This window comes from Paenibacillus sp. JZ16, assembly GCF_015326965.1.
Lineage (GTDB): Bacteria > Bacillota > Bacilli > Paenibacillales > Paenibacillaceae > Paenibacillus_AQ.
Genome location: NZ_CP017659.1, coordinates 3,968,988 through 3,983,154 on the forward strand (window position 1 = coordinate 3,968,988; position 14,167 = coordinate 3,983,154).

General features: G+C 51.9%; 16 protein-coding genes. 9 read left to right on the top strand and 7 right to left on the bottom strand.

What is annotated here, in order from left to right:
• Positions 1–94: 94 nt before the first annotated feature.
• Together BJP58_RS18090 and BJP58_RS18095 are read left to right on the top strand one after the other, a co-directional pair.
• Entirely contained in the window at positions 95–1,324 is a 1,230-nt protein-coding gene (locus tag BJP58_RS18090) for a DUF418 domain-containing protein (protein WP_194540021.1), read from the top strand.
• A gap of 189 nt (positions 1,325–1,513) precedes the next feature.
• Positions 1,514–1,819, top strand: coding sequence for an antibiotic biosynthesis monooxygenase (locus BJP58_RS18095; RefSeq protein ID WP_194540022.1), 306 nt, complete (start codon positions 1,514–1,516; stop codon positions 1,817–1,819).
• A gap of 132 nt (positions 1,820–1,951) precedes the next feature.
• Here the strand turns inward: BJP58_RS18095 and BJP58_RS18100 are convergent, their stop codons facing one another.
• A complete protein-coding gene (locus BJP58_RS18100) occupies positions 1,952–2,422 on the bottom strand; it encodes a hypothetical protein (RefSeq protein WP_194540023.1) in 471 nt (156 codons plus the stop codon).
• A gap of 134 nt (positions 2,423–2,556) precedes the next feature.
• On the opposite strand from BJP58_RS18100, the gene BJP58_RS18105 reads away from it, so the two are divergent.
• Positions 2,557–2,688: a DUF4023 domain-containing protein gene (locus tag BJP58_RS18105; RefSeq protein WP_009590359.1), complete on the top strand. Its 132-nt coding sequence runs from the start codon at positions 2,557–2,559 to the stop codon at positions 2,686–2,688.
• 88 nt (positions 2,689–2,776) lie between these two features.
• Here BJP58_RS18105 and BJP58_RS18110 read toward each other — a convergent pair whose 3' ends face one another.
• The 5 genes from BJP58_RS18110 to BJP58_RS18130 all read right to left on the bottom strand — a co-directional run bounded on the left by BJP58_RS18110 (position 2,777) and on the right by BJP58_RS18130 (position 6,171).
• Complete coding sequence (locus BJP58_RS18110; RefSeq protein ID WP_194540024.1) at positions 2,777–3,118, bottom strand: DUF1801 domain-containing protein; 342 nt, start codon at positions 3,116–3,118, stop codon at positions 2,777–2,779.
• A 42-nt stretch (positions 3,119–3,160) separates the two neighbouring features.
• Positions 3,161–3,559: a VOC family protein gene (locus BJP58_RS18115; protein ID WP_194540025.1), complete on the bottom strand. Its 399-nt coding sequence runs from the start codon at positions 3,557–3,559 to the stop codon at positions 3,161–3,163.
• Between the two features lie 117 nt (positions 3,560–3,676).
• The gene (locus BJP58_RS18120) at positions 3,677–4,939 is read right to left on the bottom strand and encodes an RNA polymerase sigma factor (RefSeq protein WP_194540026.1); all 1,263 of its coding nucleotides are present in this window, start codon (positions 4,937–4,939) and stop codon (positions 3,677–3,679) included.
• Positions 4,939–5,370: a YciI family protein gene (locus tag BJP58_RS18125; protein ID WP_009590355.1), complete on the bottom strand. Its 432-nt coding sequence runs from the start codon at positions 5,368–5,370 to the stop codon at positions 4,939–4,941. The genes BJP58_RS18120 and BJP58_RS18125 overlap by 1 nt, the downstream gene beginning before the upstream one ends.
• A 243-nt stretch (positions 5,371–5,613) precedes the next feature.
• Positions 5,614–6,171 carry a CGNR zinc finger domain-containing protein gene (locus BJP58_RS18130; protein WP_194540027.1) on the bottom strand — a complete coding sequence of 186 codons (558 nt, stop codon included), beginning with the start codon at positions 6,169–6,171 and terminating at the stop codon, positions 5,614–5,616.
• A gap of 195 nt (positions 6,172–6,366) precedes the next feature.
• Here BJP58_RS18130 and BJP58_RS18135 point away from each other — a divergent pair, with 195 nt between their 5' ends.
• Complete coding sequence (locus tag BJP58_RS18135; RefSeq protein ID WP_194540028.1) at positions 6,367–7,548, top strand: epoxide hydrolase family protein; 1,182 nt, start codon at positions 6,367–6,369, stop codon at positions 7,546–7,548.
• A gap of 70 nt (positions 7,549–7,618) precedes the next feature.
• Entirely contained in the window at positions 7,619–8,173 is a 555-nt protein-coding gene (locus BJP58_RS18140) for a P-loop NTPase family protein (protein ID WP_194540029.1), read from the top strand.
• A 17-nt stretch (positions 8,174–8,190) separates the two neighbouring features.
• Here the strand turns inward: BJP58_RS18140 and cysK are convergent, their stop codons facing one another.
• Positions 8,191–9,105: a cysteine synthase A gene (gene cysK, locus BJP58_RS18145; RefSeq protein WP_194540030.1), complete on the bottom strand. Its 915-nt coding sequence runs from the start codon at positions 9,103–9,105 to the stop codon at positions 8,191–8,193.
• A gap of 399 nt (positions 9,106–9,504) precedes the next feature.
• Here cysK and BJP58_RS18150 point away from each other — a divergent pair, with 399 nt between their 5' ends.
• The 4 genes from BJP58_RS18150 to tatC all read left to right on the top strand — a co-directional run bounded on the left by BJP58_RS18150 (position 9,505) and on the right by tatC (position 13,715).
• Positions 9,505–10,356 carry a lipoate--protein ligase family protein gene (locus tag BJP58_RS18150; RefSeq protein ID WP_194540031.1) on the top strand — a complete coding sequence of 284 codons (852 nt, stop codon included), beginning with the start codon at positions 9,505–9,507 and terminating at the stop codon, positions 10,354–10,356.
• Between the two features lie 757 nt (positions 10,357–11,113).
• Positions 11,114–12,739 carry a PhoX family protein gene (locus tag BJP58_RS18155; RefSeq protein ID WP_194544977.1) on the top strand — a complete coding sequence of 542 codons (1,626 nt, stop codon included), beginning with the start codon at positions 11,114–11,116 and terminating at the stop codon, positions 12,737–12,739.
• Between the two features lie 24 nt (positions 12,740–12,763).
• On the top strand, positions 12,764–12,985 hold the full coding sequence (tatA, locus tag BJP58_RS18160) for a twin-arginine translocase TatA/TatE family subunit (protein ID WP_071218765.1): 222 nt from the start codon (positions 12,764–12,766) through the stop codon (positions 12,983–12,985).
• A complete protein-coding gene (gene tatC / locus BJP58_RS18165) occupies positions 12,942–13,715 on the top strand; it encodes a twin-arginine translocase subunit TatC (RefSeq protein WP_194544978.1) in 774 nt (257 codons plus the stop codon). The genes tatA and tatC overlap by 44 nt, the downstream gene beginning before the upstream one ends.
• The last annotated feature ends 452 nt before the right edge of the window (positions 13,716–14,167 follow it).

Sequence of the window (14,167 nt, forward strand, 5' to 3'; positions counted from 1 at the left end):
TTAAACAAATGCTAGAAGAGTTAAGAAAAAGTTAGGTTGCCGTTTCCGAGTTATTTCATTTCGAGCTTTATACTTGGTGTCAGAGGTGATTGACATGAATTCAAATAAACGTTCCACGGCCGTGGATGCGATTCGCGGCTTGAGCTTGCTCGGCATCCTGATGGCCAATATGCTTATTTTTCAATACGGCATGTTCGGCAAAGACGAGCTGCATTTCTTCCAGCCATCCACGCTGGATCTGATCAGCCATGACATGCTGAAAGTATTCGTAGAGGGCAGCTTCATGCCGATCTTCACGTTCCTGTTCGGTTACAGCATGATCAAGATGCGGGAAAGCCTGATCGGCAAAGGGCTCAAATACGGACGCAGCTTTTTCCGCAGGTCCGTGCTGCTGATCGTTCTCGGTTTGCTCCATTCGACATTCATCTGGGAAGGCGATATTCTGCTGTTTTACGGAGCGATCGGACTCTTCCTGGTGCTGTTTGTGAAACGGAAGGCCAAAACAATCCTGATCTGGGGGATCCTCTTACTGGCGCTGATGTCCCTCCTCGGATATGGCTCCATGGAGCCTACGGCAGGTGAAACCGAGCGTATGGAGAATTATGTGAAGCAGTCTATTGAGGTGTACGGCAATGGCACGTACCGCGAGATTCTGAACTTTCGTTCAACTGAGGAAATGCCCATCGACCTTCCGGATTGGTTGATGCTGCTGGTCATTCTGATTGCTCCGCTGATGAGCGCGCCAATGTTCCTGTTTGGTATGGTCGCCGCCAAACGCGGGCGCTTCCTTCATCCCTCCATGGAGATCAAGCTGTATCTAAGATGGTCTCTGCTCATACCGGTCGGGCTTGGACTAAAGACAGCAGGGGTTATGCTCGGATCCACCCACGGCTGGAGCGGCGTACTTACGATGCTTGGCGGACCTCTGCTCGCGCTGGGTTATATACATCTGTTCGCTTCCCTATATGCCTTCTCTTCTAAACAATCGGTCATCATGCGGGCGTTTGAAGCGGTTGGACGGATGTCGCTAACCAACTATCTAACGCAAAGCGTTGTGTGCGTACTGATATTCTACGGATTCGGGCTGGGTATGTTCGGCAAGCTCGGCGTGCTGCAAGGAGCGCTGCTGGCCGTCCTGATCTATGCTGTACTGGCAACGGGCAGCCTGCTCTGGTTGAAACGGTTCCGCAGCGGACCCGTTGAACGGCTGCTGCGCATCGGCACCTATTGGTCATGGAGCGGCAGGGCGAAACCCAAAGTCATGACGCCGGCTGCAGCCGTACCTGCGGCAGAGTTTCCGGCAGAAGGTCCTCCGGTGACTTAATTAATTATGCCGCAGCTTTGGCTTAAAGCCGGGGAGCCCCAGCTACGAGGCTCTTGTGGCTCTTGTGGCTCTTGTGGCTCCCTAGCACCCAAGATGAAATCGGCCCTTCCGTTCAGGTATAATGGACATACAGGCAAGGGCTAGACATTTTTGGAATTTATCCGGTCATCATCGAAGGAGGAATCTTGCATGCTGGTTGTTACAAACTCGATTAAGGTTAAACCGGGCTTCGGACAAGAAATTGCGCAGCGATTCGCTGAAGCGAAGGGTGTCCAGGAGATTGAGGGATTCGTGCGGATGGAAGTATGGCACGAAGCCAAAGAAGGCGCAGAGGCAGAGGAACTGAAGGTCTCTACGGTATGGGAAGACGAGGAAGCGTTCAAACGCTGGACTTCCAGTGAATCGTTCAGGCAATCTCACGGTCGGGGCCGAAACGAAAATATTTTAGGCGCTTCCTTAAACAAATATGAGCTGTTGATCAGTCATAAGAAGTAATATGGAACGGGTTCCCACCCTAAATACCCCGCCCGGGCGTTTGCCTGTGGCAGGGTATTTTTTTGCCGTGGGATGATAATGCCTTCTCCCTTCATTCCGTTCACGATCCCTGTGAAACCAATAGGGACATCCTCAAGGCCCCTGATCGTTTATCATGTACCCCGGCAGCAATTCAGGGTTGTGGGATCGACCCAGCTCGACCATGTACTTGTTCAGATCGTTCAACTCGGGACCCGCCAGCACATATAATTGTCCATCCACCTCGAACTCGTTCGCCACGCGAACCTCCTGCTCGCCCTGCACGACGTCCATAAAGAACAGAAATCCCGGTTTCTCGTTAGCCGTGATCCGCTTGGCTTGAAGATTGTCCACTCGCTCCATAACCGGTTCTATGTCCTGCTTCTGATCCAGCACCATCCGTGTGCCATCCCCATAAACCACATGAATGGCCTTCACCTTCGCTGCATCCAGCTTCATCAGTTTCTTGACGGAGTACAAGCTCTTGTCTGCAGACCCCGCATCCTCGTCAAATCCGCTGCAGCCGACCATGCTCAGAACAACGATAATTCCAACCATCATGATGAACGCGAGCTTACTGGACAACCCTTCATCCCCCCAAACGAAAATCTCACCATCTGTATCCACTCCAAAGTCACCAAATATGATCAGGGCGAAATGGTTATATTAAGCACGATCAGGCAAAGCCATACATTCTGAGCAAAAGGAGCTTACGTCATATGGAAAGCACGCACGATTTTGTGGAAAAAATGAACGAGAATGCGGAGAAGGCCCGTCGCAACAAGGAAAATCATGGCAAAGGAACGCCAAGCGACAAGCTGCCGACCAAGCAGCACGGCACCAAGAAGTAATGACGCATACCGCGATCCTCACAGGATCGCGGTATGATATCAGCAACGGTTCGAACACCGGTTATCCGTGCTTCCTACTACATATGATTTACAGTCCGTCGGATGCCTGCTTCAACAAGGATCCGAGCGCATCATAATCGACATGCTGCCCGGACGAAATTTTGATGGTCTTTCGCTCAGGCGGTCCTTCAAACGACGCTTCAGGCCAATCCAGGCCATCCGCATTGAAAATCGTAAAGCTTACGGCGCTCTTCGCGACGCTGATCACGGCTGCATATTTTCCGTTTTTCAGAAAATGGGGCTTTTTGTATTGAAGCCGTTCCGAAACGTCCGGGATCGTGCCGTGCACAAGCTCCCGAAGCCGCTCGCTGACCTCCACCTTCCAGGTATCACTAATGGCTGCAATGTAATCCGTAACTTCTTGATTCATCTTATTGGCTCCCTCTGTATCGTAGTATGGTATTTTTTCAACTCAGCCCTGATGAACCATCTGCCAAGTCATGCCGAACCGGTCCACCACTTCACCGTAGTAGGCTCCCCAAGGCTGCAGAGCAAAAGGATATTTCTCAGTACCCCCATCGCTGAGATGGCGATAGGCAGCCCGGGCGTCTTCCTCGTTATCGAACGTGATGGCCAGACCCATGCTCGTGCTCTTGCCAGTTTCCTGAAACGCATCGGTGAGGATCAGCTTGTTGCCGCAGGCCAGCGTTAACGACATGTGCATAACCTTATCCTGATGGACTTCCGGTATGCCCGGCATGTCCTTGAAGGTAGTCAGCAAATCGATCTCTCCACCCAGCGCTTGCATGTAAAAATTCGCCTGACCTCTTGCATCCTCCGAAATAATAAAAGGTACCATTTGTGCTTGCATGTTCATCTTCCTCTCGGTTTTTTTGTTTTATATCTAAATGACGAACGAGATTTTATGTAATCGACACATCTTCATATTTTTTTAAAAAGTTTTTTTAAAAAGTTTCTTTAGTTTGTCTTAGGACTCCGCTGACAGGCATTCTGCCGCACGGTCAAGCAGCAAAGCACGTTCCCTCAGGTTATCCGTTAGCGATGCGGCCAGCTTGAACTCCGCGCAGGCTTCGTCCAGACGTCCCAGCTTGAAGAGCAGGTCTCCCCTTACGCTCGGGAGGAGATGGTATCCCTTCAAGGCCGGCTCGCCACGTAAAACATCCACGATCTCAAGCCCGATCTCCGGACCGAAAGCCATGGAGAGGGCCACGGCCCGGTTCAATTCCACGATGGGCGAAGGAGAAACCTGGGCCAAGGCCTCATATAACGCGGAGATGCGAATCCAATCGGTCTCTGCTGCAGTGGGCGCTCCGGCATGACAAGCGGAGATGGCAGCTTGTATAGCGTAAGGTCCCGTCATTCCACCCAACCGCTCGATCCGATCCAGAGCGGCAAAACCGCGCCGAATCAATAAATGATCCCACAAGGCCCGATTCTGATCCATGAGCAGGACAGGCTCCCCCTCCGCATTGACCCGGGACTTGAACCTAGAGGATTGAAATTCCATTAACGCAACCAATCCATGCACCTCGGCCTCCGTCGGCGCGATCTCTGCCAGCACCCGCCCGATCCGAAGCGCTTCCTGGCACAGCAGGGGACGAATCCACTGGCTGCCCGAAGACGCTGCATACCCCTCGTTAAACATGAGATAGATGACCTCAAGAACCGATGACAACCGCGGTTTAAGCTCGGCTCCCTGAGGAATCTCGAATGCCACCCGGGTCGCCGACAGCGTCCGTTTGGCACGAACGATTCGCTGCGCGATCGTCGGTTCAGGCACAAGATAGGCGTGAGCAATCTCCGCTGTCGTTAATCCGCCGAGCAAACGCAGCGTCAGAGCTACGCGCGCCTCAGGGGAAAGAACCGGATGGCAGGTCATGAAGATCAGCCGCAGCAGATCATCGTTCACTTCCCCCGCCTCCGGCACCTCCATATCCGAATCCATCCGGGAATCCATTTCGCGTCCGAGCAGCTCATACTTCTGATCGCGTACCTTATTCCGGCGCAGCAGATCCAGCGCTTTGCGCTTCGCAGCGGTCATGAGCCATCCACCGGGATTATCCGGTATTCCGTCCATCGGCCAGTGTTCCAGCGCAGCGATTAGCGCATCCTGAGCAAGATCCTCGGCGATCCCGACGTCACGAACCATTCGAGTCAGGTAGGCAATGATTTTGGAGGATTCGATTCTCCAGATGGCATCGATCGTACGATGGGTATCTTCAGCTGACATTATGGATTCTGCCTTTGAATGTGTTCACGCATTTCGTATTGTTTAGCCTGCGCCTCCGGATCCTGCGTCAACTCTGTCGGTTCAAAGACCTGGCGGAGCTCGATCTGGCCCGCACCGAAGCCGTGCGGATCCGGCATGCGTTTAGCCCATTCGATCGCCTCTTCCCTCGTCTTTACTTCGATCAAGGTATACCCCGCGATCAGTTCCTTCGCTTCCGTAAAGGGACCGTCGGTAATTTTCGGCTTGCCCCCCGGCTCTGGATAAGATATCCGAATGGCGCCCGAGCTTGGATGGAGCCCGTCGGCAGCAAGGAGCACGCCAGCTCTGGCCAGCTCCATGTTGTACCTCATCATGGCATCCAATTGCTCCGCGCTTGGCAGCACGCCTGCCTCGGAATCCTCGGTTGCCTTTACAATCATCATAAATCTCATTCTTATTCCCTCCTGGTTATCAAGATTAAACTTAAAATTTTCGTTCTATGCTTAACCAACGAATAGAGAATCCCCTAATCGACAAAGGCGTCAACATTTTTTAAAAAATAATAGGTTACAACCATTTCGTTGCTGGGCCGTGTATTCCTGTTAAAAAATTCGGCGCCATGAAAAAAAGACCAATCAAGGCAAAACGCTTGATTGGTCGATGGACTGATTCAAAACAGGTACCATGGCTGCGATTCATCCCATGGACTTACTTCGCTCCCGATATGTTTTATTCTTCGCCCGATTGCCGCAGGCTTTCATCGAGCACCATTTTCCCGTTCCCGGCCGCGAGCGGTCAACGAATACCCACTGACAATCGTCGGCCGTACACACTCTCAATCTGCCCCACATATTCTTTTCACGAAGCCGAAATACCATAATCAACAGCCGGGCCATCCCCCCTCTTCCTTGTGTATCCACTGGCTCCATGGCGTCTGCGGTTTCACCGAAACGGCAGAAGAACCGGTACTGACCGGCTACACGGTTTAACGCTTGGAAGCCAGCTCCCTGATGATCATGTATATTATTCGGAATGGCTGCTCGCAAGCCGCCCCGCAGCTCACGGGCCAAAACCAGGTCCTCTTCGGATACGGTGTCTTGCTCCAGAATAAAGCCGTTGCTTAACAGCCACATGCGCAGATCCTCCGCGGACTGAAGGAGCTCCACACCCGGATCCCCCTCATACCGCATGCGTTTATCATGGGTGTTGATAAAATCCGCGATGATTTCGAGTTGATCAAATTCATGTCCCACAACAAACAAACCTCCTATTGATTTCTCCATAACAAACCAGTAAAGTGTATTTATCGGTTAGCTAACCAGTTATATATTTTTAAAGGTCACTCGCAATATAGGAAAGCCCTAGCCCTATGGCTTCATTTACCTATCTACCGCAAGTTTGTTGTTATCAGTATACCAGACTCCCATTCTTTCCAAGAGGTGATACGAATGAAGATCCAACCGTTTTCTTTTCAAATCGAGCCCGCTGCCATTGATGATTTATATCGGCGCCTGGACATGACCCGATGGCCTGACGAAATCCCCGGCGGACAATGGGATTATGGAATTCCCCTTGATTTCATGAAGGATATGGCCGCCTACTGGAGACATGAGTTCGATTGGGAAGCCTTCCAGCGTTCCATTCATGCCTTTCCGAATTATATCGCTGAAATTGATGGAGTCGACATTCACTTCATACATATTAAGGGCAGCGGCGAACACCCCATCCCGCTCCTCATCGCTCACGGTTGGCCCAGCTCCTTCTATGAAATGCTGGAACTTGTCCCTTTCCTTACGAATCCTGAGCAATTTGGCGGCCATGCGGAAACAGTCTTCGACATTGTCATCCCATCGATCCCGGGCCATGGATTCTCAGGTATCGAACTGCGTCCGGGCTTTGAAGATCGCCAGGCAGGGGAACTGCTCATGAAACTCATGACGGGGCTCGGTTACGAACGATTCGGCGCACACGGCTATGATATCGGAGCCAGCATTCTGGGGCTCATGTGTCTCGACCATCCCGACCGGTTCATCGGCTATCACACTACATCGCCAGGGAACCCCAGTCCCTATGTGGATTCAAACTCCACGCTTTCGGCCGAGGAGGCTGAGTTCCTCGACTATCAGAAGCAATGGGGGCGCGAGGAGGGCGCTTACGCCCATATACTGGGCACACGGCCGCAGACGACAGCCTATGGATTGCATGATTCACCCGTTGCGCTGGCCGCATTCATTCTGGAAAAATGGCACTACTGGACATCTCCCGAGGAGGGTGATGTGTTGCAGCATTTCAGCAAGGCGCAGCTCATGGCCAACGTCTCCATCTACTGGCTGACCCAGAGCATCAACGCCTCGAACCGCTATTATTTTGAAGGCAAGCATACGAGGTGGCCGGGGCCCGGAGAAGGTTCTCCTGTACCGCATGGTGTCACCTTAAACGCTCAACGGAACGAGCGTCCTCCCCGATCCTATGTGGAACGGATCTTCCCGAATGTGATCCACTGGAAGGATCTAAATGCAGGCGGACACTTCATTGCAGCGGAACAACCGGCCCAGATTGCCGAGCAAATCATGGCATTCTTCAAGCTGCTCCGCGATTCGCCGCAGGATGCTCTGGAATTTTACGAATAATAAGACAGGAGATCGCCGCATCGATACCGAAATGATGAACTACCATTTCTCATGAATGCGGTGATCTTCTATGAATATGAAAATTCCGAACCGGATTCATATAATCGGCTCCGTCGGAAGCAGTAAAACGACACTCGCCAGGACACTGTCCGCCCAACTGCACATTCCTTATTACGAGCTCGACAATGTGGTGTGGGAGCGAGCCGAGCCGAACGATATTCGGAGGAGTGAAGCAGACAGGGATGCGATGTTACTAAGTATCGTCAACAAGAAATGCTGGATCATCGAAGGCGCTCACCTCAAATGGGTCAGCCCCAGCTTCTGCCGTGCAGATCTTATCGTATTCCTGAACCCCTCTTATTCAACAATAACCTACCGAATCATCACAAGGTTCATCAAGCAGCGACTGCGACTTGAACAGGCCCACTACACCCCCACCTGGGACATGTTCAAAAAAATGTTCGCATGGAGCGCAGCTTATCAGCGGGAAGGCAGATATCAGATTCAGGATACGCTCGAAGATTATCCCGGCAAAGTCGTCGTCGTAAACGATCTCAAACAGCTTAAACAACGGCTCGAACATTGGAGGTCGCCCATAGAACAGCAAGAAAGGACCTCCGGTTAACCAGAGGTCCTTCTGACTTAGAAAATATCCATGCTCAAATACCGCTCTCCCGTATCCGGAGCAATGCAGACAACCCGCTTCCCTTCCCCCAGCCGCTTCGCTACGCGAAGAGCAGCGAATACCGATGCGCCGGAGGACGGCCCTACCAGAATGCCTTCCCTGCGAGCCAAGTCCCGCACCGTTTGCAACGCATCCTCGTCGGCGATCTGGATGATCTCATCATATACGCCCGTATTCAGAATCTTCGGTACAAAGCCCGGGCTCGTGCCCACCAGCTTGTGCGGTCCAGGCTGACCGCCGGAGAGCACGGGCGAGCCCTTCGGCTCGACTACCGCGATGTGCAGGTCCGGCAAGGACTTTCGCAGCTCTTCCCCGGTTCCGGTTACGGTACCGCCCGTTCCCGCCGTCGCCACGAAGGCGTCAAGCCGACCTTCCATCTGCTCCAATATTTCCGGCGCCGTAGTCACCCGGTGAATGTCCGGGTTGGCCGCATTCTCGAACTGCTGCGGAATGAAGCTTCCGGGAATCTGCTCCTTGAGCTCCAGCGCCTTGGAAATCGAACCCGGCATGCGTTCGCTGCTCGGTGTCAGCACGACCTCCGCACCGTACGCCTTCAATATATTGATCCGTTCCTTGGACATATTGTCCGGCATAATCAGGATAGCCCGGTAACCCTTGGCGGCCGCAATCATCGCCAGGCCAATGCCGGTATTCCCGCTTGTCGGCTCAATAATGGTACCGCCCGGCTGGAGGAGTCCTTGTTCCTCGGCGGTATGAATCAGGTTGTACGCCGCGCGGTCCTTCACGCTGCCGGAAGGATTGAATCTCTCAAGCTTTACATAGACATCCGCAGCTCCTGGAGGCACTAGGCGCTGAAGTTTCACCATGGGCGTCCGACCGATCATATCCACCACACTGTTATAAATCTCCATGATGTTGAAACTCTCCTTTATATATGAAGTGAAATCATTCTCCACCAATCCGAATTTCTATAAAGACAATAAGCTTACTCGGATTATAACAAAAACGTTCTCCGGTGTATATTCCCAGATGACAGACCGCGTTTAGAGGAAGTTTTTCTTGCGATATCAGGAAGCTACAAGCTTGAAAGTTTATACTTTCTGGTATCTTAACAAAAACGTCATTCGACGTACATTCTCAGATGACAGACCGCGTTTAGTTGATGTATTTCTCGCCGGCCAGGCTGGCCGCTTCCGTATGAATTTATGGTATGCTATCCAAAGAAAATAACGATCGGGCTCCCCCTCGGAAGACAAATTTCTTCCATGGTCTTGTGCACGATCCGCATGTTAGAGGAGGCGCAAGAAAGCGTGAATATTCCGCTGTCACTACCTGAAGATCAACCCGTTCTGCTGCTCGACCGGACCCATGATTTAGCGCACCAGGACGTACTGTACCATTTTGCGCTGGACGAGCTCCTGTGCAGGCTGACCGGAGATGGCGGGCCTGCCATCTGTCATCTGTGGCGGCATCCGCGCGCCTTTGTGATGGGCGTGCGCGACAGCCGCCTCCCTTATGCGCCGCAAGGGGAAGCCATGCTTCGCTCTCTCGGCTATGACACCGCCGTCCGCCATTCGGGCGGTGCTGCCGTACCCTTGGACGCTGGCGTGGTGAACCTGTCCCTCATCCTCCCCTTTTCCTCTGCGGGACCGGCACCTGACTTTCATCAGGACTTTGAAATCATGGTGGAGCTGATCCGGGAAGCCCTCCGCGGCACCGGGCAGAACGTAGATACCGGCGAAATTGCCGGTGCCTTCTGTCCGGGAACGTTCGATTTAAGCATAGGCGGCCTTAAATTCTGCGGTATTGCCCAGCGGCGGCAACGTAAAGCGTTCATTATCCAAGCTTTTATCATCGCCGAAGGGTCAGGCAGCGAGCGCGCCCGGCTGGTTCGTTCCTTCTATGATATTGCCGCTGCGGGAGCAGACCCCAAGCAGTATCCTCTGGTAGAAGCCAACAGCACCGCCAGTCTTGAAGAGCTTACGAGTATCGGCACCGGCCAGAACGCCGTGCACACGTTTATAGCCGCGGTAAAAGAGGTCATTCGCAGCTGGCAGTCAGGCAAGGAGCTGACAGAGGCCGCTTCCAGGTTTACGATGCCAGGCTCTGAGGAGATTCGTAATATGGCTGAGCAAATGCGGCAGCGGTATAACCTTAATTAAACAAAATAAAGAACCATATAGGCTGATTAATCAGTCTGTATGGTTCTTTATATTCTTTCATTTTGTAGTACTGACGGGAGCATGCAACAGTTCTTGCAGTGCTTGCTGTTCTTGCAGAATATCTAAGAGATGTATAAATTAACTAATGGACACTGGATCCGTTATTTCAAAAAAAACAGCAACTTTCCCCGTACTTCCGGACTCAGAATCCGCTATCTACTATAAATACCACGAATAACAGCCATATTCTATGTAATAGCGGATCTGGTGTCCTCATTTAACCCTCAACCCACCAATTCTGGCGTAATAGCGGAACCTCTGTCCTCATATCATTGCAACTGTTGACACACTCATGCAGGGTCTGGTATTCCGCGGACCAATAAACCGCGCACTATCGATACCATCCGTTCATCGATACAATCCGTCCATCAATCCATTCGCGTCCTTCGATTCATTCTATCCGTTCGACACAGCAGGTTGATCGTAACGAATCGATCGGCCGTTCAGTCGATCCACACAATCCATCCATCAATTCAATCCAATCAATTCACCCTAGGGACCCAAATAACTGAATTGTTCATCTTGGCACCATCATCTGGCGGTTAGGCCAAGTTATTAATTAGAACCGTGAAACATACCTGGATTACTTTATTTTTACAATTCCACCATTCACCGATGATATTCCCTTAACACTTCCCCTATAAACTTGTCCTGATGGCAATTTATACATTAGGGGTGGATAAGCTTGAATAAAACGATGGACCGCAAAACGTTTCTGTCTTATCTGGGTACGGGCGCAACCGCATTGGCAGCCGCTTCCGCAGGCTTAGGCGTACTGGAAGGAAAGGCCTCCGCCATGTCCGGAACCGCAAATCATCTGTTCGGATTCAAAACGAATCGGGTCAGCGGCTACTTCGAGCCAATCGAACCAACCAAAGCAGACCAGCTCGTCCTGCCTAAAAACTTTAAATATGATGTCATTGCGGCTTTCGATGACGTGATCAATCCGGCTGGCGAAAAATTCGGCTCCGGCTGCGATTACAACGCATTTTTCCCGATTAAGGGCTCCAATGTCCGCGGCCTCCTGGTCAACAATCACGAGTACTCCACCATCTTCTCGATCGGCCCTGTGAAGGATGGGAAGATGACGGCAGATCAAATCCATAAAAACCTGTATTACCAAGGCATGTCGGTCATTGAAGTATACCGTGACGAGAAGGGTGTATGGAAAATGGACACCACCTCCACTCATGCCCGCCGCATCAACGGCTTCAGCAAATTCGATATCACCGGCCCGGCCAAAGGCATCCCTGCCCTGAAAGGCGCCACGACGGCTACCGGTACGTTCGCCAACTGCTCCGGCGGCGTCACGCTGTGGAACACGGTCTTGTCCTGCGAAGAGAACTTCGAGGACACCGCGGCGGTTTCGAACCTGCCGGATACGCATTACGGCTGGGTCGTCGAAGTCGATCCATTCGATAAATCCTTCCTGAAGAAGCACACCGCCCTCGGTAGATTCAATCATGAGAATACCGCCATGGGACTTGCCGCAGACGGCCGGGTCGTTGTCTATATGGGCGACGACAAGAAGGATGCCTGCGTCTATAAATTCATCAGCAACAACAAGTATGACAAGAGCAAAGGCCGTGCCAATTCCGCGCTTCTGGAAGACGGAACCCTGTACGTTGCCAACCTGAAGTCAGGCAAATGGATGCCGGTCACCTTGGAAGCTGTAAACAAGGCCGCCGCAGAAGATAAAGAGGCCCAAGCTAAGTTCAAATCCCAAGGCGATGTAGTCACTTACTGTCAGGAAGCTGCGCGTCTTGTCGGCGGAACACCGACGGACCGTCCGGAGGACATCGAAATCTCGCCGTTTGATAACACGGTGTTTGTCTGCCATACGAACAACGACAATCATGGCAACATTCATGGCCATATTACACGCATTTTTGAAGCGGGCAACGATCTGGCCGCGATGGAGTTCGACTTTGAAATCTTTGCGGCCGGCGGACGCCAATCCGGCTTCAGCTCGCCGGACAACCTGGCGTTCGATTCAAACGGCGATCTGTGGGTCGTAACGGACATCTCCAGCAGCAGCCAGAACAAAGGTGTTCACAAATCCTTTATGAACAACGGACTGTTTGTAATTCCAACAAGCGGGCCGGATCAAGGAGTCGCGCTTCAATTCGCCTCCGGTCCGGTAGAGTCCGAGCTTACCGGCCCATTCTTCACCCCCGACGAGCAGACGCTCTTCCTGTCCGTTCAGCACCCGGGCGAGAATACGGAGGACCTCAGCAAACCAACCAGCACATGGCCTCACCGCTCCGGCGAAAACATGGCGCGCTGCGCTGTCGTGGCAATTAGCGGCTTCAAACTGGAATAATACCAATCGAAAGGAGCGAGGATCATGCCGTTTGGCAATATCGGAATTGGCGGTTTAATTCTTATCTTGATTATCGCACTCATCATATTCGGTCCATCCAAGCTTCCTGAGCTCGGTCGCGCATTCGGGCGGACCTTAAGCGAATTCAAGGGCGCAACCCGTGGCTTGATGAACGGAGACGACGAGAATGGAAAAAAAGACGATGCTCCGCAACCTGCTGCAGCGGTCAATAAGCAGAACAGCTAATCCGAACGACCAGAGCGCGATCGAGCATCTGGAAGAAATGCGGAAGCGCCTGATCCGCACGCTGATTGCGTTTCTCGTCGCAATGGTGGCTGCCTTCATCTACGTCGAGAAGATCTATCACTGGCTGGTACGAGGTATGGACAAGCAGCTCGTTCTGCTCGGTCCCTCCGAAGTCATGTGGGTGTATATGATCATTGCGGGCGTTGTGGCCGTCACCGTCACACTTCCCATTGCCGCTTATCAAATATGGCGGTTCGTGCAGCCGGCGCTGCCGGATGGGACTCACCGCTCGGCCGTACTGCTCATTCCCGTGATCAGCGTGTTATTCATTGCCGGCATCTGCTTTGGATACTTCGTGCTGTTCCCGATGGTGCTGGAGTTCATGCAGCGTATGGCCGAAGGGGCATTCCAAACGATGTACACCGCGCAAAAATACTTCACGTTCATGATTCATATGACCGTTCCATTCGGATTCCTGTTCGAAATGCCCGCCATCGTCGTTTTTCTGACGAAGCTCGGCATCGTGAATCCGCATCGGCTGGCCAAGATGCGCAAATCAGCCTACTTCCTGCTCTGCATCGTGGCCGTCACTATTACGCCGCCGGATATCATGTCCGATTTGATCGTGATCGTCCCGCTGTTCCTGCTGTACGAAATCAGCGTTTCGATCTCCAGATTCATCTATCGCAAGCAGCTGCAGCTCTCTCAAGCAGAGGGCAGCGCAACCTAATACACGTCCGTTTCCCCCGATGCAGGACGGAACCTTGAAGAACCCGTGACTGACAACCTAAGCAAGCAGGTTGTCAGTCACGGGTTCTCTTTTATATTCGTCACGTTAGATAATGTGACGCCAATTATGAGGTATCTAGTAAAAATGGATTGACACCTTGGATACATTGCTATAGTTTTACTTTATAGTAAAGAATTCATCTTATATATCACGACGATTATGTATTATATCCTAGGATATCTTCCATATTGAGTATAATTTGTCATATATATGTTATGAATAATTACATTCGAATCATCTACCGAAATCCCTTGGCTCCATCCTTTGCCTCTCCTATTCATCTGCATCCATGGGCTCGTTACATCAATCCCTGAGCTGAGACTTTTGGCATGATTCCACTTATTTTTAGAAATGATCCATTGATTTATTAGTCGAGTTCTCCTAGTATTTTT

Bases quoted from the DNA above. Each gene is read 5' to 3' on its own strand.
- BJP58_RS18090 (WP_194540021.1), top strand. From the start codon at position 95: ATGAATTCAAATAAACGTTCCACGGCCGTGGATGCGATTCGCGGCTTG.
- BJP58_RS18095 (WP_194540022.1), top strand. From the start codon at position 1,514: ATGCTGGTTGTTACAAACTCGATTAAGGTTAAACCGGGCTTCGGACAA.
- BJP58_RS18105 (WP_009590359.1), top strand. From the start codon at position 2,557: ATGGAAAGCACGCACGATTTTGTGGAAAAAATGAACGAGAATGCGGAG.
- BJP58_RS18110 (WP_194540024.1), bottom strand. From the start codon at position 3,118: ATGAATCAAGAAGTTACGGATTACATTGCAGCCATTAGTGATACCTGG.
- BJP58_RS18115 (WP_194540025.1), bottom strand. From the start codon at position 3,559: ATGCAAGCACAAATGGTACCTTTTATTATTTCGGAGGATGCAAGAGGT.
- BJP58_RS18120 (WP_194540026.1), bottom strand. From the start codon at position 4,939: ATGTCAGCTGAAGATACCCATCGTACGATCGATGCCATCTGGAGAATC.
- BJP58_RS18125 (WP_009590355.1), bottom strand. From the start codon at position 5,370: ATGAGATTTATGATGATTGTAAAGGCAACCGAGGATTCCGAGGCAGGC.
- BJP58_RS18135 (WP_194540028.1), top strand. From the start codon at position 6,367: ATGAAGATCCAACCGTTTTCTTTTCAAATCGAGCCCGCTGCCATTGAT.
- BJP58_RS18140 (WP_194540029.1), top strand. From the start codon at position 7,619: ATGAATATGAAAATTCCGAACCGGATTCATATAATCGGCTCCGTCGGA.
- cysK (WP_194540030.1), bottom strand. From the start codon at position 9,105: ATGGAGATTTATAACAGTGTGGTGGATATGATCGGTCGGACGCCCATG.
- BJP58_RS18155 (WP_194544977.1), top strand. From the start codon at position 11,114: ATGGACCGCAAAACGTTTCTGTCTTATCTGGGTACGGGCGCAACCGCA.
- tatA (WP_071218765.1), top strand. From the start codon at position 12,764: ATGCCGTTTGGCAATATCGGAATTGGCGGTTTAATTCTTATCTTGATT.
- tatC (WP_194544978.1), top strand. From the start codon at position 12,942: ATGCTCCGCAACCTGCTGCAGCGGTCAATAAGCAGAACAGCTAATCCG.